Origin of the sequence: Ralstonia insidiosa, assembly GCF_008801405.1 — a bacterium.
Lineage (GTDB): Bacteria > Pseudomonadota > Gammaproteobacteria > Burkholderiales > Burkholderiaceae > Ralstonia > Ralstonia insidiosa.
Window position 1 is genome coordinate 1,096,089 of sequence record NZ_VZPV01000002.1, and the last position, 25,105, is coordinate 1,121,193.

Here is a 25,105-nt window from a genome sequence, read left to right on the forward strand (position 1 = left end):
GGCCGCCATGGCAAACGTGTCCCGCTTTGGGCCCAAGAAGCGCGCCAGCGGTATCAACATCACGCCGTTCGTGGATGTGCTGCTGGTGGTGCTGGTGATCTTCATCCTGACCAGCAACGCGAGCATTCCCGGTATCAAGGTCAACCTGCCGAAGGCCAGCGCGTCGGTAGCCCTGGAAAAGCCAAAAACCAAAGCCATCACCATCGACAACAACGGGCAGGTGTTCCTGGATGCGTATCCGGTGACGCTGCCCGAGCTGGAAGACCGCCTGCGCACCGAGAAGGCCATCACGCCAGATTTTCCGGTGATTGTGCGTGGCGATTCGTCCGTGCAGTACGCCAAGGTGGTGGAGGTGCTCGACCTGCTGCGCAAGATCGAGCTCAACCAGATCGGTCTGGTAACCGGCAAGCCGGCGGCATAAGGGCGGCGCAACCATGCAGCTCGACCTGAACCCGTCCGCGCCTACTGCCGATCCGCAACCTGCTTTCTGGCGGCGTTGGGGCGGCCATGTGATCGGCGCCGTAGCGGTGCTGATCGTCGTGGCGGTGGTGTGGTATCTGCTCGCGGGCACGGCCAGCACCAAGCGTGAGGCTCCGTCCACGCCGATGCTCGTGCTGCAGCCGCCACCACCTCCGCCGCCTCCGCCACAGCCCGAAAAGCAACCTGAGCCTGACAAGGTGAAGCCCGAAGTGGTGGAGCCCAAGCCCGACCCCACCCCTGAAACACCCAAGCCTGCAGACGACACGCCCAACCCGGCGAAGGACCTGTCCGACCCCGTCACGATGAACGCCGACGGGCAGGCCGGCACTGACGCCTTCGGTATCGGCGCAGGCAAGGGCGGGGGCATGAGCGGTACGGGTGCCGGCGGCGGCAATGCCACGTACGGCCGCTACTTCGGCTACGTGCTGCAGCAGGCCCTGTCGCGCGATGACCGCGTACGCCGCCTGGCGTTCCTGATGCAGGTGAACGTGTGGCTGGACCCGAACGGCCGCGTCACCCGCGTTGAGTTGGTGCACGGCAGCGGCAATGCCGACACCGACCAGGCCGTGCTCGCCTCCTTGCGCGCGATTGAGCGTGTGGATGAGCGGCCACCGGCTTCCCTGCAGTTTCCGCAGCGGGTGACGCTGCAAGGCAAACGGCCCGCCGGCTGACAACGACACGCCGGCGCGCCAGGGCGGGCCGGCATTCCAGCATGCAACGCACTTCTTCCAACAACATGGCACTCAACCCCGTTACCCACCCATTCCGTGCCGCTGCACTGGCATCGGCTGCCGGCCTGTTGATCGCGTCGGGCAGCGTGCACGCGCAAGCTGCCACGGGCGAGACCACGATGGTCAAGCTCATCCGCGGCCTGATCCAGAGCGGTGCACTCAAGAAAGACGTCGGCGAAGCACTGCTCGCGCAGGCCCGTGCCGAAGCGCAGGCTACGCAGCAACTGCAGCGCCAGGTGGCCGCGCAGGCGGCTCAACCTACGCAAACGGCAGGCGTGAAGGCCGAGCCCGGCGATGTGCGCGTGCCCTACGTGCCGCAGACCGTGCGCGACCAGATTCGCGACGAGGTCAAGAGCGAGGTGCTGGCCCAAGCCAAGACCGAGCGCTGGGCCGCACCCGATGCCATTCCCGCCTGGACGCAGGGCATCCGCGTGGAAGGCGACGTGCGCGTGCGCAACGAATCGCGCTTCCTGTCCAACCAGAACAGCAACATCGAAATCGACTGGGCAGCCATCAACGCCGGCTCCGGTTTCGACGTCAACAGCAACACGAACACCAAGCTGCCGCCGCTGCTCAACACTTCACAGAACCGCCGTAACCAATGGCGTGTGCGGGCGCGGCTGGGCGTCTTTGCCGACATCTCGGAGAGCACGCAGGCAGGCATCCGCCTGGCCTCGGGCAGCGACAACAACCCTGTGTCGACCACGCAGTTGCTGGGCACCGCGCAGGGCAAGAAGAACGTGTGGCTGGATCAGGCATGGATCTCGCACAAGCCGGCTGACTGGGTGACGATCACGGGCGGCCGCTTTGCCAATCCGTTCTGGTCGACCGACCTGCTGTTTTCGCAAGACCTGAACTTTGATGGCATTGCCGCCAACTTCAGCAAGACGCTGCGCGGCGACACCATCACCGTGTTCGGTACCGCCGGCGTGATTCCGCTGGAGTACTCGGCCGATGGCTTCCCCAGCCGCAGCCAGGACAAGAGCTCAAGCCAGAACAAGTGGCTGTTCGCTGCTCAGGCGGGTGCGGAGTGGAAGGTGGACTCGCGCAACACGGTGCGTGGTGCGGTGGGCTACTACAACTTCAACAACGTCACGGGGCAGGTGTCGCAACCGTGCGCGTTGTACTCGGGGCTGGACAACTGCAGTACGGACTGGTCACGCCCGGCCTTCATGCAGAAGGGCAACACGTTGATGCTGTTGCGCAATATCGCGCTCAACCCGCTGGACCCGGCCAACACGCCGCAGCCGCAGTACGTGGGCCTGGCATCCGAGTTCCGTCTGCTGGATTTGAACGCGCGTTGGGACACCAAGATCATGGGCAACTATGGCCTGCGCTTCGATGCCAACTACATCCGCAACCTGGCCTACGACGCCGACAAGATATGGCAGCACGCTGGGCCTGGCGGCATCGTCAACAACTTCGGCGGCACCGGGGGTACGAACCGCTCGGACTTCCGCAGCGGCGGCAATGCCTACATGCTGCAGGCCACCTTCGGCAAGCCGGCCCCAAGCGCGCGTGGCGATTGGAACGTCATCGCCGGCTACAAGCGCATCGAAGCGGATTCCATGCCCGACGGCTACAACGACCCGACCTTCCACGGCGGCGGCACCAACGGCCGCGGCTACTACTTTGGCGGCTCGTACGCGGTGGACAAGAACGCCTGGTTCACCGGCCGCTGGATCTCCACGCGTGAAGTCACCGGCCCGCGCCTGTCGATCGACACGCTGCAGCTCGACTTCAACGCCAAGTTCTGAGGGGAGGCGACGTGGACGAGAACCGAATTGCCTCACGGTTGCTGTTGATGCTGCTGGCAGCGGCATCGCTGGTGCCGTGCGCTGCGCTGGCGCAACAGCCCAGCATGGAAGAACGCTTGCGCACGCAGTTGCGTGCCACCACAACGCAGCTTCAGCAAGCGCAGGCGCAGCTCGCGCAACTGCAGGCCAGTGGGGGTGCCAACGCGCCCACGTCTGATACCGCCAAGAAAGAACTTGCCGACCTGCGCGCGCAGCTTGAAGCGGAGCGCGTTCGCACTCGCCAACTGAGCGAGGGCAGTGCTGCCGCGCATCGCGAAGCGCAAACCGTGGCGGAAAAGGCCAACACGCAGATCACGCAACTGCGGGCCGCGTACGACGAACTGCTGCGCCGTGCCCGCGCCAGCGAAGCCGAACGTCAGAAGCTGACCACTGCATCCACCACGCAGCAGAACGCCTTGCAGCAATGCGAGGCCAAGAACGCCAAGCTCTACGCCGTCGGCCAGGAAGTGCTCACCGCCTACGAGTCGATGGATGTGAGCACCGTCATCGCCGCGCGCCAGCCATTCGCCACCAAGTCGCGCGTCAAGTACGAGCAAATCGCGCAGGAATATGGCGACAAGCTGTACGAAGGGCGCTTTGATCCGCGTGCTGTTACCGCGCCCACGCCTGCCTCTGCGCCCGAAGCCTCTGCGCCACACGCGGAAGCGCCCAAGGCGCCCTGAGTTTTCTCCTCACCGATTCACTCACGCACATGACGCCCATGTCCATGCTGACCACGCTTTCCCCCACCAATGTGTCTGACGCCATCAAGGCGGCCGGCGGCGCTGTGACTGCCATCGAGCAAGGTGGCATCACCCATCTGACCAGCGCCAGCCATGGCATCAGCTTCCAGATTCTGTGGGGCAACGCCATCGAGCCAGATCACTATGCAGACTTCACGCTGAGCTGCCCGCTGCGTGTGCAGGGTGGCACGCTGCCCGACGGGCTGATTGCTGATTGGCACCGCTCGCGCCGCTTTGCACGCCTCGCGCAGCACGGTGATTTTGTTGTGCTGGAGATGGATGTGATCGCCGCTGGCGGCATCTCCAACGAGTACTTGGCCATGCAGATCCGCTTGTGGATGCAGATGATGGGCGAGTTCTTCGTCTACCTGCGCAACTACCGCGATGAGCCGGAAGCACAGGCCGTTGCATCGGATGTAAACGCAGCTCAGTCCACGGAAGCCGTCGCGCAGTAATGCAATCCATCGTTCTGCTTTGATGCTGCAGCGTTTGCACGACCATGAAAAAAGCCCGGCAATGCCGGGCTCAAACCTCGCGACAGCGGCGAACCGCTGCCAATGTCGCACTCGATTAACGACCAGCCTTGCCTGCGCAAGCCGTGGTGTTGCCGATGTTGACGTTCTTGCCGTTGACGTTGTTGATCAGATTGTCGCGGATGGCGCTGACCAGCGTGGTCGGCAGCGGAGCGAAACCGTTGTTGCGGATCCGCGGACGGTTGTCGTTCGTACCCGAGTACGTCGTGTGACGATCCAGGAAACCCAGGATCTTGCTTTGCACCGTGGCGTCCTTGTAGCACTGGACTTGGTCCAGGTACGTCAAGCCCGAGATCGGGTAGCCAGCGGCCGGGGTAGCGACCGTCAGCGCCCAGCTTTCGGGCTTGGACAGGTCGGAGCCCACTGCCGGCAGCGAAAGCAGTGCCTGCGTGGTGTTGGAGGAGGTCGGTTGATAGTCCAGACCGTCGGTTGCGTTGGTCAGCGAAGCGGCGGCCAGGTTTTGCGTGGCAACACCCGAGCTCGGGGCGAGCGTGGTGTTGATGTAGTCGGGGCTCAGGTAACCGATTGCGTTACCAGTTGCCACGCCATCACGTACACCTGCGCTCAGGTTGCCACCCACGAAGTTGCTCGGGAAACCGCCCGGGAAGCTGTCGGAGAACTTCGTGCTCACCACGAAAGCGACGTTCGAGTTGCCGCCGCTCGTGCAAACGGCGTTCAGGTGGCGCGTGAAGATTTCCGACGTGCCGCTGCTGTCCGAACGGTAGACGACCTTGATCGTGCCGGAAACCGAGCTATCGATAGCGCTCCAGTCAGTGATCTGGCCCGAGAAGATGCCGCACAGTTGGTCGTCGTTCAGCGTAACCGCGCTCAGACCATCCTTCTTGAACGGGATGCCGACCGGCGTGCCGACCGACGGGATCTGCACGAGGTTCCCTTCCGTGGGACGGCGGTTCGTGTTGTAGGTGTTGATTTCCGTGCTGCTCAGCACCGAGTCGCTACCGGCGAAGTGCACAGTCGTGTCGGAACGCGGCGTTTGGTAGGCGTTGTTGAAGGCGGCCGGAGCGTTGGTCAGCAATGCGGTCTTGCCGGCGCCGCTGCCCGTCACGGCATAGATGTGGTTCGGGCCAAACGCAGCGATTTCCGAGCCGTACAGGAACTCAGGCAGCGAAGCGCCACCGCCAACGACCACCGGCGATGCCGGGCTCGGGTTCGGTTGCGTGCCGGCGAAGGCCACCGTGGCGGTGCCAAGGGCCAGCGCGGCGCAGGCGGCTTGAATCATGACTTGCTTCAGCTTCATGGAGTGCTCCAGAGGAATAGGGATCAGCAAATACAAGTTGTGTTGTTTTGCCGATGTGCACGCATGAATGCATTCACATCGGCATGCAGAGTATTGATGCCGGGTGTGAATCAGGCGGGATAAGCAGATGAAAAAGCGATGGCGCTAGCTCATGCACTTGCGTCATGAGTTTCTGCGATTTGAAGGCCGTGAAATATAAGTCGTGTGCGGTTTTACGGGGCGCCGTTCGTCAATTAGAGGCGGGCTCTGCGTTTGGGTTTCACGGTGACAGGCGTAAGGCATTGCACCATGCACAAATGCGGAATGCAATCAAAACAATTGAGTTGTCTGATTGCATTCAGATTGAAATTCAATTGAGAACAAACCATGGCGTATTCAGCCAGGGGCGCGTATTGCCTTTTTGATCTCGCTCCAAAGCAGAGCAAGGCACAACGCAAGACGTAAGGCATCACAAGAGGGGGGGCGTTGCAGATCCATCCAACCATGAGGTCCATTCATGAACTTGGCTTTGCATCCGACCGAAGAGCGCATGTTGACGGTAGCGATGTACCTGGAAGAATTTGGTCACTTGGCAAAGACCGAACATGTGCCGCGCGCACGCTGCCCGATCTGCCATGGGGCGTTGTATGTGATCGGTTCGAAGAGCGACAAGCTCAAGCCGCGCTTCAGCCATATCAGCGGCGAGCGGTTGTGCTGCCCGCTCGTGCGCAATGGCGAGGCGCCGACCGACATCACGGTCGAACAGCAAGCGGATGCCGCACTCGCGCAACGCAACCGCGAGCGCTTTCTCGCGCAATGGCAGTGGCACTTTGCGTTCATGAAGCGGCCACACCATGCGCCTACGCTGTCCATGGCACGCTTCATTGCCTTGCTCGATTACGCCTCGGCACGCAACCTGTGGGCGTACAAAGAACTCAAGTCGGCGAGCGTGCCGTACATCCTGCTGTCGTATGCGGGCTTCATCCTGGCGGGGCGGCAACGCGGCGGGCGCTGGCTGCATTTCTGGTTCGACTCGTCCGTGCGCGATGTGCACGACCTGCATACGCAGCGTGGGTCACCGCCGCGTTTCTTTCGCGCGCACTACACACATCCACGCGCGACGCTGCTGCCCTCGCAACAGCATCTGTTCCATATGGAGGAGGTGAGCTTGTCGCAGACGTATCTTGAAGAGGCACAGCCCAACGTGAACGCGGAGGATGTGGGTGCGTTCTGGACCTATCTGCGCCGGGCGGAGGCATGAAGCGCAGCCGCATACGTTGTGAGCGGGGCGCGGCCGTCGTCACCGCCCTGCTGGTGGTGGCGATGGCGGTGACGCTGGTGGCGACGATGTTTGCTGGCCAGAAGGCCGCCATCCGCACGGTAGAGGTGCAACGCTTGCGCGCCGACACGGTGTGGATGCAGCGGGCCTCTGTGGAGTGGGCGCGCATGCTGTTGCGTGAGAACGCGCGCACCGCGCCCGCCGATCATCTCGGCCAGCGCTGGGCCGCCCCCGTCAACGATCTGCCGGTAGCCAGCGTGCTGGGCAAGGCGGGCGCGCAGGCGTTCGGTGCCGCGGGGGACATGCGCGTCGACGGCTACATTGAAGATGCGCAGGCGCGCTTCAATCTCAACACGCTGGTGACGGCTGCCGAAGGCGGCAAGCCGCCGGGCATCCGGCCGGAAGGTGTGCGCGTGTATCAGCAGTTGCTGGCGAAAGCCGACCTCGATCCGTCGTTGGCGGCACTGACGGCCACGGCCATTCTGCGCAGTCTTGACGCGAAGGCATCTTCCGCATTCGCGCTCGCGCAGCCGGAAGACCTGGTGCGCATTCCCGGCTATACGGCCGACGGTGTACGCAAGCTCGCGCCCTATGTGGTGGTGCTGCCCGAGCCTACGTCTGTCAACCTGAACACGGCGGGGCCGGAGGTGCTGGCGGCAACGATTCGTGGTCTGTCGCCGGGGCAGGCGGCTGCGCTGGTGTCGAGCCGTGACAGGGCATGGTTTCGCGATATGGGGGACCTGACCAACCGCCTGAAGGCCATTGCGCCAGGCTCGGCCGAGCAGGGCGACATCCTGCTGGAAACGCGCAGTCGCTACTTCATCGCGCACAGCCGGTTGCGCAACGGGCGGGCCACACGTTCACTCGATGCGCTGATCTTGCGAGAGGGCATCGGCGAGCGTTACCGCACCTCTGTGCTGTGGGTGCACGAGCCGGTTATGCCGGGCATTGATGGTTGAAGCGGGAGCCGTACGCTACAGATCCGCCAGAACGACCTTGGTATAGGGCGCGTCATTGACCATCACGGTCACTTCCAGGCCTGTCATGGCGTTGGGGGTTATCCGCCACAGCATGCCGGGGACCGCCACGGCGGATGCAGGACGCGATGCATCTGCCGACAACGCCCGCCACCCCTGTGTCGTCCACCCACGTACTTGCAGCGCCGATGTATGTTCCAACAGCGTCAGTCGCTCCGGCAATGTGGCATTCAGCGCTTCACGTGCGGAGCCGCGCTCGTTGAGTGGCACCGAAGCTTCGCGGATGAGCGAGCCACCGTCCACGCGATAGCGCACCACCTGCCAGCGGATCGGCTGACGCGCGTCGCGCAGCATGCGCACGATGCGCAGGGCGCCATCGCCAAACACAACAGATGGTTGACCGAGATCGTCGTCGCGCACGGCCTCGCCAAAGTCGGTATCGAGCTGCTCGAACAGACGGTCGATGGCGCGTGTCTCCTCCAGGCTGTCCGTCAGCCGATGCTGGCCACGGATGATGCCGTCCAGCGAGCGCCACGAGATCAGTGCAATGATCGCCAGGATGGTGATGGCGATCACCATTTCGATGAGGGTGAAGCCGGCGGACGAACGGGCGCGCTGCATCAGCATCAGAAGGCCTGGTTGGACATGTCGGCAAGCACGGTGGCCACCTGCGCCAGGCGCACGCGCGTCTCCAACCCTTCGCCTTCGCGATAGACGGAGACGACGACCAGATGGAATACCGGGTTCTCCAGCACGATGACCGTGTCTTCGCATGTGAGCGCAATGCGCCCCTGACTGCACGGTGTGCGATGCAGCCCCGGCGGCGGTACAGCATTGGCCAGGCGCATGCGCGCAAGGTGGTTGGCGGCGCTCCATTGCGCCAGCGTGCGCTCGCGCATGCCAGCGCTGGAATCGGCCAGCAAGCCGGTCGCCCGCAGGCAGGCACCGAGCGCCACGGCCACGATCACCAGCGCCACCAGCACTTCCAGCAACGTGAAGCCGGCAGCGCGCCGCCGCCCGGGTCTATTGCACAACATAGCGGCTCGGGCCCGTGGTGACGATAGCGACCTGAGCCGCGTCGACCGCCATGCGCAGGGTGATGGGCGGCTCGATGGCCTCGCGGCCGAACAGCACGCGCACGCTGCCGGATTGCGCGGGGCGGCCCACCTGCATGAGCGACAGTGCAGACAACGGCTGGCGCCATTGGCCCGCGCGCAGCACGTCGCCCCGCAACGGTTGCCACGTATCGCGCTCGCGGATGAGGAAGCGATAGCCCTCGGGCGTGGCCTCCCACACGATGGGCTGCGAGCGCAGGCGCGCCTCGTCGTGCGCCGCCTGCAGCAAGAATATCAGGCGCTGCGCCTGGTGTTCCAGCACCGTGCGCTGGCTCGGTTGTGCATTGACGACCACCGCCCCCATCACGATGCCGATAATGACCACCACCACCAGCATCTCCAGCAGCGTGAAGCCGCGTGCGTGCATGCCGGTGCGCATGCTCAGCGCACCATCTGGTTGATGTCGAGAATCGGCATCAGCACGGCCAGCACGATCAGCAGCACCATCACGCCCATGCTCAAGATGAGTGCGGGCTCCAGCAGACCGGTGATGAACAGCGTGCGGCGCTCCAGTTCGCGTGTTTCGCCCTCGGCTGCGCGGTCCAGCATGGGGGCGAGGTTGCCGGTGGATTCTCCCGAGCGGATCAAGTGGACCAGCACCGGCGGAAACCGGTTGGCATGCGCCAGCGCCCGCGAGAGCGATGTGCCTTCACGGACGCGGCTGATGGCGTCTTCCACGTTCTGGCGCAGCACCACGTTGTTGAGCGTCTCACCGGCGGCTTGTAGCGCCCGCAGGATCGGCACGCCCGCGCTGATGAGAATTGCCAGCGTGCTGGCAAAGCGCGCCGTGTTGTAGCCGCGCACGAGCCGGCCGACCAGCGGTGCACCGAGCAGCCAGCCGTGCCACGCTTGTCGGGGGCCAGGGCGCCGCAGCAGGCGTTTGACACCCACGCCGATGCCCACCGCAACCATGGCAGCCAACCAGCCCCAGTCGCGGGCGAAGTCACTGCAGGCCAGCATGACGATGGTCAGTGTCGGCAACTTCTGCTTGGTCGTCGTGAACACCCCCACCACCTGCGGCACCACGTAGGTCAGCAGGAACACGACGATGCCGAATGCCACCACGGTAACGACGGCCGGGTAGGTGAAGGCCAGCTTGATCTTCTGCGTGAGCGCGTTGCGGCCCTCGATGTAATCGGCCAGGCGTGAGAGCACCACGTGCAACTTGCCCGTGTGCTCGCCGGCGGAGACGAGGGCGCGATAGATGTCAGGAAAGTCACGCGGATGGCGGGCGAGCGCACCGGACAGCGATTGCCCGCCCACTACCTCCGAGCGCAGCGTGCTGATGAGGTCGCGTACGTAATCGCGTTCGGCTTCAGCCGCCAGAGCGGACAGTGCTTCGTCCAGCGGCAGCCCGGCCGTCAACAGGCTGGCCAGTTGGCGCGTGAACAGCGCTTGCTCGGTGGTGCCCAGGCGATGGCCGAGCAGCCCGTTGAGACTGGTGCCGGCGGTGCGCTCGGCCACGGCCGACACGTCGATCGGCGTCATGCCACGCGAGCGCAGCAGGGTGCGCGCGCCGCGGCTGCCGTCGGCGTCGATGACGCCACGGCGCAGTTGTCCGGCCGGCGTGACGGCCTCGTAGCGGAAGGTCGGCATGAGCGAGAACGGGCGAGAACTGCGGGTTCATCAGCAAAGCCGGACCGACTCTAGACAACAAAGATGGCGCTGCGGTGTGCGAAAGTTTGCACAAGCGTGTCAGTGCGACATGCGCGGCAGAATCAGGCCCGCTTGCGCGCCGGGCGCCGGCCCATCTCTTGCAGGAAGGCCTGAGCGCGCGCCTCGCTGGTGTAGGCCGTGTTGATCCGCACCCAGGGCGAGACCTCCAGGTTCGGCCGGAAGTAACTACCGGGCGCCAGCGTCACGCCATGCTGTTCCGCCGCAGTCACAAGGTCCCGGGAATCCTCCACGTGCGGCACGCGCGCCCACAGGAAGTTGCCGCCGGGCGGGTGGTGAAACACCTCCCAGCCCGCGTCGGTCAGCACATCGAGCGAGGCGATGATCGAATCGCCGATGCGCTGGCGCAGCCGCTCGACGTATTTGCGATAGGCGCCGCGTTCCAGCAATGTGGCGACAACGGCCTCTGCAAAGCGCGAGCCACCCACGCTGGTGAGCATCTTCACGTCGGTCAAATCCTGCACGAGATCGCGCCGCGCAATCAGGTAACCCACGCGCAGCGATGCCGACACCGTCTTGGAGAACCCGCCAACGTAGATCACGTGTTCGAGCTGGTCCAACGTAGCCAGCCGCGCGGTCGGGTCGCCCTGGATGTCGGCAAAGATGTCGTCTTCCACAAATACGAAGCCGTGGCGCCGCGCCAGCTCCAGCAGGCGGAACGCCACCGGCGGTGACAGCACCGAGCCCGTCGGGTTGTGCAGCACGCTGTTGATGAAGAACAGCTTGGGGCGGTGCTCGCGCAGCATCGCCTCGGTCACTTCCACGTCGGGGCCGTCGGCGGTGCGAGGAATGCCGACCAGCTTGACGCCATGCAGGCGCAGCAGGCCAAACACGTTGTAGTAGCCCGGGTCTTCTACAAACACGGTGTCACCGGGTTTGAGCAGATGGCGGATGACGAGGTCGATGGCTTGGCTGGCGCCCACCGTCATCATCACATTGGGCAGCTCGGCCTGGATGCCCAGTTGGCGGGCGCGCATCATGATCTGCTGGCGCAGCGCGGTGTTGCCCAGCGGCGTGGCGTAGTCGATGACGGCTTCCACGTCGGTGCGCGAGACCTGACGGATGGCCTGCGTGAGGCCGTCCAGGTCGCGCCAGTCCGCCGGCACAAAACCGCCGCCCAGCTTAAGTGACGCATCGGGGTAGTTGAACTGCTCGAGGATGTGATCGGATTCGATCTCCGCCCGGCGCGGGTCAGACCAGCCGCGTCCTGCCCGCCCGGTCAGGCCGCTCTCGGCCACGTAGAAGCCCGAGCCGTGGCGCGAGTCCAGCAGCCCCAGTGACACCAGCCGGTCATACGCCTCGATCACCGGGAAGCGGCTGATGCTGTACTCGGCCGCCAACTGGCGGATCGACGGCAGCTTGGCGCCTGGCCGCACATCGTTGTCTCGAATCCACGCCTGCACGCCGGCCACGATCTGGTCAGCAATGGGCACGCGGGTGGTGGCGTCGATCAGGAGCTTCATGGGCGGCAGCCCTCCGTAGCGGATGATGCAGAACAGTCACATGCAACTGTTCGTGAGTGATTGCATTGTAGCGACCCGCTGTGCAAGGGGAAGGCGCGCTGACCTCCGCCTTATGCGATAAACGTTGATCGAAGGGCGGTTTTATTCGTTTTATCAAATATCACCCACGGCTAGAGTGGGCTTGTCCATCATTCATTGTTGCCAAGCCGGAGGTCCGATGTCTTCCAACCCTGCTCAAGCTGCCGCTGTTGCGCGTGATCCGGCCGTTCAGGCCGTGCTCGACAGTGTATTGGCGACGCCTTCTGACGCCCTGCTGGAGCGCGCACGCGCCCACGCTGCCGCACAAGGGTTGCGCTATGCGGGCGGTCTCTCACCGGCCGAGGCCTGGGCGCTGGCTAGCCGCGGCGAGGCCATCCTCGTAGACGTGCGCACCGCAGAGGAGCGCAAGTTCGTGGGCCGTGTGCCCAACACCGCGCATGTTGCCTGGCAGACGGGCCCCGCCATGCTCAAGAACCCGCGCTTCCTGCGCGAGTTGGAGAAGGCCGCGTCCAAGGATGCGGTGCTGTTGTTGCTATGCCGAAGCGGTAAGCGCTCTGCGGCGGCAGCCGAAGCCGCCGCAGCGGCAGGCTTCGCCAACGTGTTCAACGTGCTCGAAGGCTTCGAGGGCGATCTCGATGAACAGCAGCAGCGCGGCGAGGCCGGCGGCTGGCGCCGCTGGGGTCTGCCCTGGCAGCAGGACTGAAGTCCCGCGCTGGCGCGCAGCACCCAACCACAAGACCAATCACTGAACACTGAACAGGGGAGCGACGATGAGCGACAGCATCATCGCGGGGCGGCCTGCGCCCGTGCAAAGCGCCGGCTGGCAACTGGACCGCATTGTTAGCGAACTGCACACGGCGCGTGCCGACTGGCGTGCGCGCAACGGCCGTACGGAAGCCACGGGTCGAGAGCTGCCCTCGCGCGAGGCCGTGCGGCTGATCCTGGACGCGCTGCGCGGGGCGCTGTTCCCCATGCGGCTTGGGCCGACGGACCTGCGCGAAGAGAGTGAAGACTTCTACGTCGGGCACACGCTCGATGCGGCGCTCAATGCTCTGGTCGCGCAAGTCCGGCTTGAGCTGCGCCACGCCGCACGCCAGGCTGGCGCACACGATGCCGACATCCATACCGATACCGACGCCGTACAACTGGTGCGCGACTTCGCGGCGGCGCTGCCGGCGTTGCGCCGGTTGCTCGACACCGACGTGCTGGCCGCCTATCACGGCGATCCGGCCGCCCGCAGCGTCGACGAGGTGCTGCTGTGCTACCCGGGCATCCTCGCCGTCATTCACCACCGCATTGCACATCACCTGTACCGCGCGGGACTGCCATTGCTCGCGCGCATGGTGGCCGAGACTGCGCATGCCGACACCGGCATCGACATCCACCCCGGCGCGCAGATTGGCAGCGGCTTTTTCATTGATCACGGCACCGGTGTGGTGATTGGCGAGACCGCCGTGATTGGCGAGCGCGTGCGCATCTACCAGGCGGTGACGCTGGGCGCCAAGCGCTTTTCTGCAGACGCCGAAGGCCATTTGGAGAAGGGCGCGCCGCGCCATCCGGTGGTGGAAGACGATGTCGTCATCTACGCCGGGGCGACCATCCTTGGGCGCATCACTATCGGGCGCGGCTCGTCCATTGGCGGCAACGTGTGGCTCACGCGCAGCGTGCCACCCGGCAGCAGCATCACGCAGGCAAACGTGCAGAACGACGCGCAAACCGATGCGCTCCAAGCGCGCGGCGAGGTTGCCACGCGCTGAATCGTCACGCGCCCATTCCCGTTTTTTCCACCGTGCTCCACCTGTAGGGCGGAGCGCATTTTTCCTCAAATGAAGTTGGGAGTCATTGCATGGCAGAAGCAGATACCCAGGACGTGCGCACCGCGCTAGGCGACAGCGCCGCACGCCAGTTGGCGAACGCGACCAAGACCGTTCCGCAGTTGTCCACCATCAGCCCGCGCTGGCTGGTGCACCTGCTGCAGTGGCAGCCGGTGGAGGCGGGCATCTTCCGCCTGAACCGCGTGAAGAATCCGCGCGATGTGCGTGTCGCCTGCTCGCAGCGCGACGAGGCGGAGGCGGAGTTGCCGCAAACCTTCGTCGATTACGAAGACCAGCCGCGCGAGTACTTCCTCAACGCGGTGACGACGGTGCTGGACGTGCATACCCGCGTGTCCGACCTGTACAGCAGCCCGCACGACCAGATTCAGCAGCAGCTGCGCCTGACCATCGAGACCATCAAGGAGCGTCAGGAAAGCGAGCTGATCAACAACCCCGACTACGGCCTGCTGGCCAATGTGGATGAAACGCAGCGCATCTCCACGCTCACCGGCGCGCCCACGCCGGACGATCTGGACGAGCTGATCACCAAGGTGTGGAAAGAGCCGGCGTTCTTCCTCGCGCATCCGCTGGCGATTGCCGCGTTTGGCCGCGAGTGCACGCGCCGTGGCGTGCCGCCGCCCACCGTCAGCCTGTTCGGCTCGCAATTCATCACCTGGCGCGGCCTGCCGCTGATCCCGTCGGACAAGGTGCCCATTGACGAGAACGGCCGCACCAAGATCCTGCTGCTGCGCGTGGGCGACAAGCGCCAGGGCGTGGTCGGCCTGTATCAGCCGGGTGTGGCGGGCGAGCAGAGCCCGGGTCTGTCGGTGCGCTTCATGGGCATCAACCGGAACGCCATCGCGTCGTATCTGATTTCGCTGTATTGCTCGCTGGCCGTGCTGACCGAAGATGCGCTGGCGGTGCTCGAAGACGTGGAGATCGGCAAGTACCATGACTACCCCGACACCTACAAGTAACCCACCCGGCGTGAGTGGCCTGGCGCTGCCGACCGGTTTGCCTGACCCGGCCACGCTGGCGCAGTTGGCCAACGCGTTCTTCACGGCGCTGCCAGGCAGCGAGCCGGAGCAGGCGATCGATCTGGCGCCGGCAGGTGCATCGCCGCAACTGAGTGCGTTGCCCGTTGCCGACGTGGCACCGATCGAGCCGCAGGTGCCTGTGCTCGGCGTGCCCACGCAGTACGCGGCGGCGCTGCCGCAGGCGGCATCCGGTCATGGTCAGCCTGCACCGGCGCATCCCGTCTCGGCCCCGAGTTCGCCGTACTACTTTCTGGGTGAGGCGAGCGGCTACCAGTCCGCCGTGCCGCATGCGGGGGTGGCGGCGTCGGAGGCGGGTGTGCCGGATGATCGTGTCTCGGCGCAGCCGTTCCACCTGCCGGGTACCGATGCGCTCGCACGGTTGATTGATGGCGCGGCGGGCACGCCACCCGCTGGGCCGGACGCGTTGCGGCAGCCCGGTGGCGCGGCGCAGGCGGGGCAGTTCTACTTCCTTGCGCCGCCCACGGTGCCTACGTTGGAAGCGTCACGTGACACCAGCCACCAGCCGCATCGCGCCAGCACGTTCGACGTGCAAGCGGTTCGGCGTGACTTCCCGATCCTGGCCGAGCGCGTGAATGGCCGGCCGCTGATCTGGCTGGACAACGCCGCCACCACGCACAAGCCCCAAGCGGTGATCGATCGGCTGGCGTATTTCTACGCGCACGAGAACTCCAACATCCACCGCGCGGCGCATGAGCTGGCCGCGCGTGCCACGGATGCCTACGAGGGTGCACGCAACAAGGTCGCGCGCTTCCTGGGTGCGAAGTCGTCTAGCGAGATCATCTTCGTGCGCGGCGCCACCGAGGCGATCAACCTCGTCGCGCAGACGTTCGGCCGCCAGCACATCGGCGCCGGGGACGAGATTGTCGTCTCGCACCTGGAGCACCACGCCAACATCGTGCCGTGGCAGCAGCTTGCTGCGCAGGTGGGGGCGCGCATCCGCGTGATTCCGGTAGACGACAGCGGCCAGATCCTGCTGGACGAATACCGCAAGCTGCTGAGCAGCCGGACGAAGCTGGTGTCCGTTACGCAGGTGTCGAATGCGCTGGGCACGGTCACGCCGGTGCAGGAGATCATCGCGCTGGCACATGCGGCCGGTGCGCGCGTGCTGGTGGATGGCGCTCAGGCGGTCTCGCACTTGCGCGTGAACGTGCAGGCGCTGGATGCGGACTTCTACGTGTTCTCCGGCCACAAGATCTTCGGGCCGACGGGCATTGGCGTGGTGTATGGCAAGCAGGATCTGCTCGACACGCTGCCCCCGTGGCAGGGCGGCGGCAACATGATTGCCGACGTCACGTTCGAGAAGACGCTGTACCAGTCAGCGCCCGCGCGCTTCGAGGCCGGCACCGGCAACATTGCGGATGCGGTGGGGCTGGGCGCTGCGCTCGATTACGTCGATCGCATCGGCCTGGAAAACATCGCCCGCTATGAGCACGACCTGCTGGTGTATGCCACGCATGGGCTGTCGCGCATTCCCGGTTTGCGGCTGATCGGCACGGCCGCCAACAAGGCGAGTGTGTTGTCGTTCACGCTGGCGGGGTATCGCACGGAAGAGGTGGGTGCGGCGCTCAACCGCGAGGGCATCGCTGTGCGCTCCGGCCACCATTGCGCGCAGCCGATCCTGCGGCGCTTTGGGGTGGAAGCTACGGTGCGGCCGTCGCTGGCGTTCTACAACACCTGCGAGGAGGTGGACGAACTGGTGCGTGTAGTGAGCGCGCTGGCGCGGCGCTGACATCAAGAAAGGAAGGTCTGCCGCCGATCCGATGCTTCGTGTGTCGGATCGGCGGTTTTCTTTTCATCAGACGACGGTGCCAAGGTGGGTGAAGATTTCCGCACGCAATGCCGTCAGCCGTTCATGCTGGCGCGGGCGGATGACGGCTGGCCCCGCAACGATGCGGGGTACGTCAACTGGCAGATCTGCCACGATGCGCCCCGGCTCGGGTGCCAGGACGAGGATGCGGTCGGCCAGGTGCAGTGCCTCGTCCACGTCATGCGTGACGATCAACAGCGTGGTGCCGTGTCGTGCCGCAAGCTGCAACAGCAGATCCTGCAGGCGCATGCGGGTGAAGGGGTCGAGCGCGCTGAAGGGCTCGTCGAGCAGCAACAGGGGTGGCTCGGTAAACAGCCCACGGGCAATCGCGGCGCGTTGCGCCATACCGCCGGACAGCGCCTTGGGTAGTAGCGCTGCCGCATCGGTCAGGCCGACTTCAGCCAGCAGGGCGCGAACGCGCGGGTCAGCCAGCGCGGCATCCCGGCGCAAGCCGGCCGAAAAGCCGACGTTCTCGGCCACCGTCAGCCACGGCAGCAGGCGCGGTTCCTGGAACACGAAGCCGGTACGACCGGCGTGGTCGGCAGGGGCGTGCTGGTGCGCCGTGACCTGGCCGACGTGGCCACACTCCAGACCCGCCACGATCCGCAACAGCGTGCTCTTGCCACAGCCGCTGGGACCCAGCACCACAACGACCTCACCGGCAGACACGTCAAAGCGGATCGGCCCCAGCACGGTTTGCGTGCCGAACCGGAGTGCGTCCACGCGAACTTCGACCAGCGGTTGATCGGTGTGGCGCAGGAGGGAGGGATGCGTCGGAGCATTCATGGCAGTGCACTGTCGCGCCAGGCCAGGCTGCGAGACTCCAGCGCGCGCAGCACGCTGTCACTCAGCTTGCCCAGCACGGCCAGGATCAGGATGGCGACGATGACGATGTCCGCACGGCCGGTTTCGCGGCCATCGCTGAGCAGGTAGCCGAGGCCGCGCGTGGCGGCAATCAACTCCGCCGCCACCAGAAACATCCACGCCACGCTCAGCCCGGTACGCAGCCCGGTGAACAGATGCGGCAACATGGCCGGCACCAGAATGCGCCGAATGATCGCCCCGCGCCGCAGTCCCGCCATCACGCCCACTTCCACCAGCTTGCGATCGACATTGCGGATGCCTGCCTGCGCGGCCACGTACACCGGAAAGAACGCGCCGATGGCGATCAGCACCACCTTGGGCGCCTCGTCGATACCGAGCCACAGCAGCAGCAGCGGCACCCAGGCCAGCGAAGGAATGGCGCGCAGCGCCTGGAACGTCGGGTCGAGCAGGGCGGCGGTCCACCGGTTGAGCGCAACGGCGGTGCCCAAGACGATGCCAAGCACTGCCCCCATGGCGAACCCCGCGAGAACGCGCACTACGCTCACGGCAATGTGGGCGGGCAGCGCATCACCGGTGACCAGCTCACGCAGGGTGGCTGCCAGCTCCGAGGGCGGCGGCAGCAGGTTGGCGGCAATCCAGCCCGCACGCACGGCGCCTTCCCAGCACAGCAGCGCGACGATCGGTAGCACCAGCCCAACGAATCGGTTACCCGGATGCAACGCCAGACGGATGCGTGCGGGCGCATCGTCGGTGACAGGCGGAGCCGGGGTGCTCAGCGTGGCGGGCTCGGCAGACATGATCAGCGGACGACTGCGCGCGCATAACGCGGCTCGATGAGCGTGCGGACGACCTGGGCAACGTCCGTTCCCGGCTTGACGAGGCTTTCCTCGGTCAGGATGGGGGCCGCGGCTGTCAGCGCCTGAATGTGCTGCTGCCCAGGCACCGGCTGGCTGAAGTCGTTGCGCAGCAATTGCACCTTGATCACGGCCAGCGGCAGTTTGGCTTCTTCCGATACGATGCGCGCGGTCTCATCCGGGTGGGCCAGGATCCACACGCGCGCCCGCTCGTAGGCGGCCAGCACGCGCTCCACTGCCTGCGGGTACTTGGCGGCAAATGCCTCGTTGACGTTCAGCAGGCCGTACGTGTTGTAGTTCACGTTGCGATAGAGCAGCCGCGCACCGGATTCCAGTTCGCTGGCGGCCATGAGCGGGTCCAGCCCGGCCCATGCATCAACACGGCCTTGCTCCAGCGCGGCGCGGCCGTCGGCATGTTGCAGGCTGACGTGTTCGATGTCGGTCTTGCGCAGGCCGGCGTCGTGCAGGCTGCGCAACAGGAACAGGTAAGGGTCGGTGCCTTTGGTGGCGGCGATCTTCTTGCCTCTCAGATCCCGCACCGAGCGGATGGGTGAATCCTTGGGCACCACCAGCGCGGTCCATTCCGGGCGGCTGTAGATGTAGACGCCCTTGATCGGGTTGCCGTTGGCGCGGCTGAGCACGGCGGCCAGGCCGGCCGTGGAGCCGAAATCAATACTGCCGCTGTTGAGAAACTCCAGCGCGCGGTTGCTGCCCTGGCTCAGTACCCAGCGCACGTTCACCTTGTCGGCCTTGAGCGCCTCCTCCAGCCAGCCGAAGCGTTTGAGCACCAGGCTGGGCGGTGAGTAGTAGGCGTAGTCCAGCCGAATCTCTTGTGGCAGAGCGTTCTGCGCCTGGGCATGGGGTGCGAGCACAAGTGTGCTCAGGGTGACAATCGTGGCGATGGCGGCGCTCGCCAGTCGGCGCAACAGCGTACGGAACGTTGCAGGAGAAAGCAGGCGCAGGCGCGCGTGGGTCGGCGTCATGGTAGTGCGGTGTGATGGATGAAAGGGCCCTCCGACCCCTTCGCCCATCTTAAGGACGCCACTGCAACCGCAACAACGAAGGATTGCGCAGATGCATAGTCGCGCGATGGTGCGCGCACGCGGCTCAACGTGCCTTCAGCCGCTGCACCGATCGATCTCCCACCCACTGCACCACGCTCACCAGCCCGATCAGCAGCACGATCACGACCGCCATGACCGTGGTGTCGAAACGCTGATAGCCGTAGCGGATGGCGATGTCGCCCAGGCCGCCTGCGCCCACCGCGCCCGCCATGGCCGATGCGCCAATCAGCGAGACGATGGTGAGCGTAAAGCCGCCGATGATGCCGGGAAGCGCCTCGGGCAGCAGCACGTGCCAGACGATGTGGCGGCGCTCGCAGCCCATGGCCTGCGCGGCTTCTACCAGGCCGCGATCGACTTCGCGCAGGCTGATCTCGGCAATGCGCGCAAAGAATGGCGTGGCGCTGATCGACAGCGGCACCACCGCCGCCCACACGCCAATGGTGGCCCCCACCACCAGCCGCGTGAAGGGCAACAGCGCCACCAGCAGGATGATGAAGGGCGTGGCACGAAAGCCGTTGATGAGTGCGCCCAGCACACGGTGCACGCGGGGCGATTCCAGCGTGCTGCCCGGTGCCGTTAGCACCAGGATCAGCGCCAGCGGAATGCCGGCCAGCGCGGCGATCAGCGCAGATGCGGACACCATCGTCAGCGTGTCGAGCAGGCCCTGCCAGATGCGGTCAATCGTGAGCGGGGACATAGCCGAGGCTCCGGGTGGACTGAGACAGTTGCAAGGCCGCCAGCGCGTCTTGCGAGAGGGCACCGCCCGCTGCGGCAATCAGCAAGCGCCCTTGTGTGCGGCCCTGGATGCGGTCGAGATCGGCGCGCAGCAGGCGTGTCGGGTAGCGCAGCGCCTGGGCGATCTGCGCCAGCTCGGGCACGGCGGCCGTGCCGGTGTAGCCCAGCTCAATCAGCTGCTCAAAGGCGCCGCGCGTGGGCGGGGCGGGCTGCAGACGTGCCGCCACGTCGTCGGGCAGGCCGCCGCGCAGCGGTTGCAGCAGGGCGCGCGTGGCGTCGTGCTGCGGGTCCCCAAAGACGCGCCACACGGGGCCTTGCTCTGCAACGCGACCGGCTTCGAGCACCAGAACGTTGTCGCAGATGTCGCGGATCACGCCCATTTCGTGCGTGATGAGCACGATGGTCAGGCCCAGGCGGCGGTTGATGTCGCGCAGCAGCGCGAGGATGGCGTCAGTCGTTTCCGGGTCGAGCGCGGAGGTGGCTTCGTCGCACAGCAGGATCTCCGGCCGGTGCACCAGTGCGCGGGCAATGCCCACGCGCTGCTTCTGCCCGCCGGACAGACGCCCCGGATACACGTGCTGCTTGCCCTCCAGCCCAACCAGGGCCAGCAGCGCATCCACGCGTTGCGCAATCTCCGCCGCTGGCACGCCGGCCACCTTCAACGGCAGCGCGACGTTTTCCCACACCGTCTTGGCGGAGAGCAGATTGAAGTGCTGAAAGATCATGCCGATGCGCCGGCGCAACCCCACCAGCGCTTGCGTGCTAAGCGTGCCGACGTCAACGCCGTCCACCAACACCTGCCCGCTGGTCGGCTTCTCCAACCCGTTGATGGTGCGCAGCAGGCTGGACTTGCCCGCGCCGCTGCGCCCGATGATGCCGAAGATGCCACCGGCCGGAATGTCGAGGTCGATGCCTTGCAGCGCGTGCACATCGCCCGCCGCCGCGCGGTACGTCTTGCCGACGTTGCGGAAGGTGATGGTGCCGGCGGTGGGCGTGGCAACAACGGCGTCGGCTGGCCTGGCATGGGGCGCGGGCGCGTCGGACCAGGCGTGGACGGGGTTCGAGACAAGTGTGGTCATGGCGTTACCGGGTCATCGTTTCAGCGCTTGAGCCAGGGCAGGGTGTAGAGCTTGTTGTCGTTGGCATACGACGTGTGGATCTGCTGCTGCACGGCCGGCGACTCCTGATACAGCTTGATGAAGCGCGCGATGCGCGGGTCGCCCGCGTTGTCGCGCCGCGACACGAAGCGGATGGCGAAGTACTCGTCGTCGATGCCCGAGTACAGCAGGCCAGCGCCGGCAATGTCCCCCTTGCCCGCATTGACGAAGTGCGCCGGATAGCCCTGCGCGAGGTCCACGTCGTCCAGTGCGCGCACGAGTTGCGGGCCTTCGATTTCGACAAACTTGAGCTTCTTCGGGTTGGCCACCACGTCATTGAGGGTGCCGCGCGCACCCACGCCATCGCGCAGCTTGATCAGCCCCGCCTTCTGCAGCAGCAACAGGCCGCGGCCCTGGTTGACGGGGTCATTGGCCACCGCCACGCGCGCGCCATCCTTCAGATCGGACAGGCGCTTGATCTTGCTGGAATACAAACCAATGTTGCCCAGCACGCCAATGCCGACGCTCTTGAATGCATAGCCGCGCTCTTTGATGGCGTTGTCCAGGAAAGCCTGGTGCTGGAAGTAGTTGAGATCCAGATCGCCCGAGGCGAGCGCAACATTGGGTGTGGTCCAGTCGGTCAGTTCGACCACCTTGACGTCCAGCCCCTGCTTGCGGGCTTCGGCGGCGGCCACCTCTACGGAATCGGCCAGCGCGCCGGGCGTGACGCCAATGCGCAACGGTGCCGCATACGCGGCAGCGGTCAATGTGAGGGTGGCGAGGGCGAGGAAGAGTCGATGTGTGAGCTTCATGGGTGTGCATACCGCAAAGGGAACATGGGGTGATTCCAGCATGGCGGGTGACCCTATTCCCACGAATATTTGCGTAGATGGTTACTCGGTCAGGGCATGGTGACGTGTTGAGGTGTGCTGGCGGCGGCACGCCAGTGCGGCGATACTGTCGCCTTACGCTCGGTGCACGCATGCCGGGCGAAGGCAGTTCACCCTCAAGGAGCGGAGACCCAATGAAAGCGTCGTACAAACGTCGTGGTGCTGTGATCGGGCGGCTGTTGCGGCTCGTGATTGCAGTGGTGGTTGTGGTGGCGGCCTATGTGGCCTTCAACACCTGGCGGCATGGCTCGCGCCAGCTCGATGTGCCGGCCGTTACGCCGGTGGCCGTGGACGGCCCCGCCGCAGCGGCGCACCTGGCCGAGGCCGTGCGTGCGCGCACCGTCTCCAGCGCCACCGACGCGCAGTTGAACGCCGACCAGTTTCGCCAGTTGCACGCCATGCTGGAGACGCGCTACCCCAAGGCGCACGCCGTGCTGCAACGCGAGCAGGTGGGGGACTTTGCGCTGCTCTACACCTGGAAGGGCACCGACCCGTCATTGCAGCCCATCATGCTGATGGCCCACCAGGATGTCGTGCCCATCGCCTCCGGCACGGAAGGCGACTGGAAAGAACCGCCCTTCGACGGCGTGGTGAAGGACGGCATGGTCTGGGGCCGGGGCGCGTGGGACGATAAGGGCAACCTGATCTCGCAGATGGAAGCCATCGAACTGCTGGCCGCCAGCGGCTTCAAGCCACGCCGCACCATCCACCTGGCCTTTGGTGCCGACGAAGAAGTGGGTGGCGACCGTGGTGCCAAGCAGATCGCCGCGCTGCTCAAGTCGCGCGGCGAACGCCTTGATTTCGTGATCGACGAAGGGCTGCTGATTACCGAAGGCGTGCTGCCGGGGCTGACCAAGCCGGCCGCGCTGATCGGCGTGGCTGAGAAGGGCTTCCTGTCGATGCAACTCAAGGTGTCGGCCACCCCGGGGCATTCGTCGATGCCACCGCCGCATGGGCAGAGCGCCATTGCCATGATGAGCGCCGCGCTCAAGCGCCTGGACGACGATCAGCTGCCCGCCGGCATTCGTGGTGTGGCGCAGGAGATGTTCCAGACGCTGGCGCCCGAGATGCAGGGCTTCAGCCGTGTCGCGCTGTCGAACCTGTGGCTGTTCGGCCCGTTGGTGCAGAAGCAGCTGGAGGCGTCTGCCAGTTCCAATGCCATGCTGCGCACCACCACCGCGCTGACCGTCATTCAGGCCGGCAACAAGGACAACGTGCTGCCCGGCCGTGCCGAGGCCATCGTCAACTTCCGCCTGCTGCCGGGCGATACCGTGGCGTCAATCACCGAGCATGTGGAGAACGCCGCTAAGGCCGCGGCACCCAACGGCAAGTTCGAGGTGAGCAACCTGCCGGGCGTGAGCGAAGCCTCGCCGGTGTCGCCCACGCAATCGGCGTCGTATCAGTTGATCAACAAGACGGTGCGTGAGCTGTTTCCCGGCACGGTGGTGGCGCCGGGGTTGATGATCGGTGCAACGGATTCGCGCCACATGATTGGCATTGCGGACCACGTGTACCGCTTCTCGCCGGTGCGTGCCAAACCCGAAGACCTGCCGCGCTTTCACGGCACCAACGAGCGGATTACCGAGGCCAACCTGGTCGAGCTGATCCGCTTCTACCACCGACTGGTGCAACAGGCAGCGAGCTGAGGCGCGGGCACCGCCTGGCGCTCACTGTCCGTGGGCGCTCGGCTGCTCGTGTGAAGTCGTTGGCTTGGGCGCGGACGATGTTTTTGCGCGTTGTCCGCGCGTCGCGAGCCAGCACAGGATCGACCCTGCCACCACCATCGAAGCGCCTTTCCAGAACGCGAACGACAACGGGGCATGCAGCAGCGCAGCCGCCAGCGCGGCGGAAAACACGGGGATGAAGTACGACGCACCCGCCAGCACCGTGACGTTGCCGTGCAGGATGCCGACGTTCCAGGCCGCATAGCCGAACCCCATCGCGCAGGCCGCCAGCGCCAGATAGATGGCCGCCGGTGCGCTGAAGTGCATCGCACCGCCGCCCGTTGTGAAAAATTTGATCCACAGGGTGAGCGCCGTCAGCATGAAGAACAGCGTGACGCCATTCTTGCCCCCAGCGATGCGGCTGGTGACCGTGCAATACGCTGCCCAGATCACCGCCCCTGCGAAGGCCAGACCGTAGCTGAGCGGGTTGTCCTTCACGTTTGCGGCCATGCCGGCGAGGTCCAGCCCCTGGTCCCCACCCAGCACGAAACAGATCCCCAGGATGGAGACCAACGCGCCCGGCACGATCAGGGCATTCGCGCGCTGCTTGTTAAATGCGATGGCCGACAGCATCGTGAAGGTCGGCCAGAGGTAGTTGACCATCCCCACCTCGATGGCCTGCCGGCCGCTGTTGGCATAGCCGATCGACAAAGACAGGCACAGCTCGTACGAAACGAACAGCAGGCTGCCCCACACCAGATAACGCCGGGGAAACGTCTTCAGATTGCCGAGGCCCACGGTGAACAACAGCAGCACCGAGGCAACGGAATAGATCATGGCGGCGCCGCCCACCGCCCCCAGGTTCTGGCTGACGCCGCGGATCAAGCCGACGATCGAGCTCCACAGCAACACCGCAATGAGTCCGATGAGTGTTGCTCTACTTTTGCTTTGCATAACGCTTGCCTGCACGGATTCGTCGATCTGAAGTCAATACTGTCCATACCTACCACACCCGGTTCCAACCTGACCAGCAGGACACGATCCTGGCCGGAGAGGTAGGGCATGAAGGGGGTGCCTGACGGGCAAAGGGACGGAGGGGCGCCAGTTTAGCAATCGAATGTTTTCCGCTGGATTGGGCGCGGCAAACTGTTCGCGAAAGATGCTGAACAGTTCAGCCAAACTGTTCGCAACTGTTCATGTCAATGCCTTGACGCGCCGCGCAAGATGGAA

At 65.3% G+C, this 25,105-nt stretch carries 25 protein-coding genes; 12 read left to right on the forward strand and 13 right to left on the reverse strand.

Annotated features, from left to right (window positions below):
- Positions 1-7: 7 nt before the first annotated feature.
- The 5 genes from F7R11_RS21770 to F7R11_RS21790 are packed head-to-tail and all read left to right on the forward strand — an operon-like array spanning position 8 to position 4,205.
- The gene (locus tag F7R11_RS21770; protein ID WP_021193588.1) at positions 8-421 is read left to right on the forward strand and encodes an ExbD/TolR family protein; all 414 of its coding nucleotides are present in this window, start codon (positions 8-10) and stop codon (positions 419-421) included.
- 13 nt (positions 422-434) lie between these two features.
- Positions 435-1,151, forward strand: a complete 717-nt coding sequence (locus tag F7R11_RS21775) for a TonB family protein (RefSeq protein ID WP_082932943.1) — start codon at positions 435-437, stop codon at positions 1,149-1,151.
- A 41-nt stretch (positions 1,152-1,192) separates the two neighbouring features.
- Positions 1,193-2,968 carry a putative porin gene (locus F7R11_RS21780; RefSeq protein ID WP_082932942.1) on the forward strand — a complete coding sequence of 592 codons (1,776 nt, stop codon included), beginning with the start codon at positions 1,193-1,195 and terminating at the stop codon, positions 2,966-2,968.
- An 11-nt stretch (positions 2,969-2,979) separates the two neighbouring features.
- Positions 2,980-3,690: a hypothetical protein gene (locus F7R11_RS21785; protein ID WP_197495051.1), complete on the forward strand. Its 711-nt coding sequence runs from the start codon at positions 2,980-2,982 to the stop codon at positions 3,688-3,690.
- Positions 3,691-3,719: 29 nt separating this feature from the next.
- Complete coding sequence (locus F7R11_RS21790; protein ID WP_064807914.1) at positions 3,720-4,205, forward strand: YbjN domain-containing protein; 486 nt, start codon at positions 3,720-3,722, stop codon at positions 4,203-4,205.
- A gap of 115 nt (positions 4,206-4,320) precedes the next feature.
- Here F7R11_RS21790 and F7R11_RS21795 read toward each other — a convergent pair whose 3' ends face one another.
- Positions 4,321-5,541, reverse strand: coding sequence for a substrate-binding domain-containing protein (locus F7R11_RS21795; protein ID WP_021193594.1), 1,221 nt, complete (start codon positions 5,539-5,541; stop codon positions 4,321-4,323).
- A gap of 496 nt (positions 5,542-6,037) precedes the next feature.
- Between F7R11_RS21795 and F7R11_RS21800 the strand changes: the two genes are divergently transcribed.
- Complete coding sequence (locus tag F7R11_RS21800) at positions 6,038-6,781, forward strand: hypothetical protein (RefSeq protein WP_064807912.1); 744 nt, start codon at positions 6,038-6,040, stop codon at positions 6,779-6,781.
- Positions 6,778-7,758, forward strand: coding sequence for a type II secretion system minor pseudopilin GspK (gspK, locus tag F7R11_RS21805; protein WP_064807910.1), 981 nt, complete (start codon positions 6,778-6,780; stop codon positions 7,756-7,758). Before F7R11_RS21800 ends, gspK begins: the two co-directional genes overlap by 4 nt.
- A 15-nt stretch (positions 7,759-7,773) precedes the next feature.
- Here gspK and F7R11_RS21810 read toward each other — a convergent pair whose 3' ends face one another.
- From F7R11_RS21810 to F7R11_RS21830, 5 genes are all read right to left on the reverse strand, one after another.
- Positions 7,774-8,403 carry a PulJ/GspJ family protein gene (locus F7R11_RS21810; protein WP_064807908.1) on the reverse strand — a complete coding sequence of 210 codons (630 nt, stop codon included), beginning with the start codon at positions 8,401-8,403 and terminating at the stop codon, positions 7,774-7,776.
- On the reverse strand, positions 8,403-8,813 hold the full coding sequence (gene gspI / locus F7R11_RS21815; protein WP_031328932.1) for a type II secretion system minor pseudopilin GspI: 411 nt from the start codon (positions 8,811-8,813) through the stop codon (positions 8,403-8,405). Before gspI ends, F7R11_RS21810 begins: the two co-directional genes overlap by 1 nt.
- Positions 8,800-9,270, reverse strand: coding sequence for a type II secretion system minor pseudopilin GspH (gene gspH / locus F7R11_RS21820; protein ID WP_064807906.1), 471 nt, complete (start codon positions 9,268-9,270; stop codon positions 8,800-8,802). The genes gspI and gspH overlap by 14 nt, the downstream gene beginning before the upstream one ends.
- A 2-nt stretch (positions 9,271-9,272) precedes the next feature.
- Positions 9,273-10,487: a type II secretion system inner membrane protein GspF gene (gspF, locus tag F7R11_RS21825; RefSeq protein WP_064807904.1), complete on the reverse strand. Its 1,215-nt coding sequence runs from the start codon at positions 10,485-10,487 to the stop codon at positions 9,273-9,275.
- A gap of 122 nt (positions 10,488-10,609) precedes the next feature.
- Positions 10,610-12,028, reverse strand: a complete 1,419-nt coding sequence (locus F7R11_RS21830) for an aminotransferase-like domain-containing protein (RefSeq protein ID WP_064807902.1) — start codon at positions 12,026-12,028, stop codon at positions 10,610-10,612.
- A 217-nt stretch (positions 12,029-12,245) separates the two neighbouring features.
- Here F7R11_RS21830 and F7R11_RS21835 point away from each other — a divergent pair, with 217 nt between their 5' ends.
- The 4 genes from F7R11_RS21835 to F7R11_RS21850 all read left to right on the forward strand — a co-directional run bounded on the left by F7R11_RS21835 (position 12,246) and on the right by F7R11_RS21850 (position 16,668).
- Complete coding sequence (locus F7R11_RS21835) at positions 12,246-12,770, forward strand: rhodanese-like domain-containing protein (RefSeq protein WP_082932941.1); 525 nt, start codon at positions 12,246-12,248, stop codon at positions 12,768-12,770.
- A gap of 67 nt (positions 12,771-12,837) precedes the next feature.
- Positions 12,838-13,824 (forward strand): serine O-acetyltransferase EpsC, encoded by a 987-nt coding sequence (gene epsC, locus F7R11_RS21840; RefSeq protein WP_064807901.1) that lies wholly within the window; start codon positions 12,838-12,840, stop codon positions 13,822-13,824.
- 89 nt (positions 13,825-13,913) lie between these two features.
- Entirely contained in the window at positions 13,914-14,858 is a 945-nt protein-coding gene (locus tag F7R11_RS21845) for a family 2A encapsulin nanocompartment shell protein (protein ID WP_021193604.1), read from the forward strand.
- Positions 14,833-16,668, forward strand: a complete 1,836-nt coding sequence (locus tag F7R11_RS21850; RefSeq protein WP_082932940.1) for a family 2A encapsulin nanocompartment cargo protein cysteine desulfurase — start codon at positions 14,833-14,835, stop codon at positions 16,666-16,668. The genes F7R11_RS21845 and F7R11_RS21850 overlap by 26 nt, the downstream gene beginning before the upstream one ends.
- A 66-nt stretch (positions 16,669-16,734) precedes the next feature.
- Here the strand turns inward: F7R11_RS21850 and F7R11_RS21855 are convergent, their stop codons facing one another.
- The 6 genes from F7R11_RS21855 to F7R11_RS21880 all read right to left on the reverse strand — a co-directional run bounded on the left by F7R11_RS21855 (position 16,735) and on the right by F7R11_RS21880 (position 22,133).
- The gene (locus tag F7R11_RS21855; RefSeq protein ID WP_064807897.1) at positions 16,735-17,532 is read right to left on the reverse strand and encodes an ABC transporter ATP-binding protein; all 798 of its coding nucleotides are present in this window, start codon (positions 17,530-17,532) and stop codon (positions 16,735-16,737) included.
- A complete protein-coding gene (locus F7R11_RS21860; RefSeq protein ID WP_064807895.1) occupies positions 17,529-18,368 on the reverse strand; it encodes an ABC transporter permease in 840 nt (279 codons plus the stop codon). Before F7R11_RS21860 ends, F7R11_RS21855 begins: the two co-directional genes overlap by 4 nt.
- A gap of 2 nt (positions 18,369-18,370) precedes the next feature.
- On the reverse strand, positions 18,371-19,408 hold the full coding sequence (locus F7R11_RS21865; protein ID WP_082932939.1) for an aliphatic sulfonate ABC transporter substrate-binding protein: 1,038 nt from the start codon (positions 19,406-19,408) through the stop codon (positions 18,371-18,373).
- Between the two features lie 124 nt (positions 19,409-19,532).
- Positions 19,533-20,186 (reverse strand): methionine ABC transporter permease, encoded by a 654-nt coding sequence (locus F7R11_RS21870; protein WP_021193609.1) that lies wholly within the window; start codon positions 20,184-20,186, stop codon positions 19,533-19,535.
- Positions 20,167-21,303 (reverse strand): methionine ABC transporter ATP-binding protein, encoded by a 1,137-nt coding sequence (locus F7R11_RS21875; RefSeq protein WP_064807892.1) that lies wholly within the window; start codon positions 21,301-21,303, stop codon positions 20,167-20,169. Before F7R11_RS21875 ends, F7R11_RS21870 begins: the two co-directional genes overlap by 20 nt.
- A gap of 20 nt (positions 21,304-21,323) precedes the next feature.
- Positions 21,324-22,133: a MetQ/NlpA family ABC transporter substrate-binding protein gene (locus F7R11_RS21880; RefSeq protein ID WP_064807890.1), complete on the reverse strand. Its 810-nt coding sequence runs from the start codon at positions 22,131-22,133 to the stop codon at positions 21,324-21,326.
- A 212-nt stretch (positions 22,134-22,345) separates the two neighbouring features.
- Between F7R11_RS21880 and F7R11_RS21885 the strand changes: the two genes are divergently transcribed.
- The gene (locus F7R11_RS21885; protein ID WP_064807888.1) at positions 22,346-23,857 is read left to right on the forward strand and encodes a M20 family peptidase; all 1,512 of its coding nucleotides are present in this window, start codon (positions 22,346-22,348) and stop codon (positions 23,855-23,857) included.
- Between the two features lie 21 nt (positions 23,858-23,878).
- On the opposite strand, the gene yddG is transcribed toward F7R11_RS21885, so the two are convergent.
- Entirely contained in the window at positions 23,879-24,829 is a 951-nt protein-coding gene (gene yddG / locus F7R11_RS21890; protein ID WP_064807886.1) for an aromatic amino acid DMT transporter YddG, read from the reverse strand.
- Between the last annotated feature and the right edge of the window lie 276 nt (positions 24,830-25,105).

Excerpts from the sequence above, each read along its gene's own strand:
- F7R11_RS21770 (WP_021193588.1), top strand. The coding sequence starts at position 8 with ATGGCAAACGTGTCCCGCTTTGGGCCCAAGAAGCGCGCCAGCGGTATC.
- F7R11_RS21775 (WP_082932943.1), top strand. The coding sequence starts at position 435 with ATGCAGCTCGACCTGAACCCGTCCGCGCCTACTGCCGATCCGCAACCT.
- F7R11_RS21780 (WP_082932942.1), top strand. The coding sequence starts at position 1,193 with ATGCAACGCACTTCTTCCAACAACATGGCACTCAACCCCGTTACCCAC.
- F7R11_RS21790 (WP_064807914.1), top strand. The coding sequence starts at position 3,720 with ATGACGCCCATGTCCATGCTGACCACGCTTTCCCCCACCAATGTGTCT.
- F7R11_RS21795 (WP_021193594.1), bottom strand. The coding sequence starts at position 5,541 with ATGAAGCTGAAGCAAGTCATGATTCAAGCCGCCTGCGCCGCGCTGGCC.
- F7R11_RS21800 (WP_064807912.1), top strand. The coding sequence starts at position 6,038 with ATGAACTTGGCTTTGCATCCGACCGAAGAGCGCATGTTGACGGTAGCG.
- gspK (WP_064807910.1), top strand. The coding sequence starts at position 6,778 with ATGAAGCGCAGCCGCATACGTTGTGAGCGGGGCGCGGCCGTCGTCACC.
- F7R11_RS21810 (WP_064807908.1), bottom strand. The coding sequence starts at position 8,403 with ATGCTGATGCAGCGCGCCCGTTCGTCCGCCGGCTTCACCCTCATCGAA.
- gspI (WP_031328932.1), bottom strand. The coding sequence starts at position 8,813 with ATGTTGTGCAATAGACCCGGGCGGCGGCGCGCTGCCGGCTTCACGTTG.
- gspH (WP_064807906.1), bottom strand. The coding sequence starts at position 9,270 with ATGCGCACCGGCATGCACGCACGCGGCTTCACGCTGCTGGAGATGCTG.
- gspF (WP_064807904.1), bottom strand. The coding sequence starts at position 10,487 with ATGCCGACCTTCCGCTACGAGGCCGTCACGCCGGCCGGACAACTGCGC.
- F7R11_RS21830 (WP_064807902.1), bottom strand. The coding sequence starts at position 12,028 with ATGAAGCTCCTGATCGACGCCACCACCCGCGTGCCCATTGCTGACCAG.
- F7R11_RS21835 (WP_082932941.1), top strand. The coding sequence starts at position 12,246 with ATGTCTTCCAACCCTGCTCAAGCTGCCGCTGTTGCGCGTGATCCGGCC.
- epsC (WP_064807901.1), top strand. The coding sequence starts at position 12,838 with ATGAGCGACAGCATCATCGCGGGGCGGCCTGCGCCCGTGCAAAGCGCC.
- F7R11_RS21845 (WP_021193604.1), top strand. The coding sequence starts at position 13,914 with ATGGCAGAAGCAGATACCCAGGACGTGCGCACCGCGCTAGGCGACAGC.
- F7R11_RS21850 (WP_082932940.1), top strand. The coding sequence starts at position 14,833 with ATGACTACCCCGACACCTACAAGTAACCCACCCGGCGTGAGTGGCCTG.
- F7R11_RS21855 (WP_064807897.1), bottom strand. The coding sequence starts at position 17,532 with ATGAATGCTCCGACGCATCCCTCCCTCCTGCGCCACACCGATCAACCG.
- F7R11_RS21860 (WP_064807895.1), bottom strand. The coding sequence starts at position 18,368 with ATGTCTGCCGAGCCCGCCACGCTGAGCACCCCGGCTCCGCCTGTCACC.
- F7R11_RS21865 (WP_082932939.1), bottom strand. The coding sequence starts at position 19,408 with ATGACGCCGACCCACGCGCGCCTGCGCCTGCTTTCTCCTGCAACGTTC.
- F7R11_RS21870 (WP_021193609.1), bottom strand. The coding sequence starts at position 20,186 with ATGTCCCCGCTCACGATTGACCGCATCTGGCAGGGCCTGCTCGACACG.
- F7R11_RS21875 (WP_064807892.1), bottom strand. The coding sequence starts at position 21,303 with ATGACCACACTTGTCTCGAACCCCGTCCACGCCTGGTCCGACGCGCCC.
- F7R11_RS21880 (WP_064807890.1), bottom strand. The coding sequence starts at position 22,133 with ATGAAGCTCACACATCGACTCTTCCTCGCCCTCGCCACCCTCACATTG.
- F7R11_RS21885 (WP_064807888.1), top strand. The coding sequence starts at position 22,346 with ATGAAAGCGTCGTACAAACGTCGTGGTGCTGTGATCGGGCGGCTGTTG.
- yddG (WP_064807886.1), bottom strand. The coding sequence starts at position 24,829 with ATGCAAAGCAAAAGTAGAGCAACACTCATCGGACTCATTGCGGTGTTG.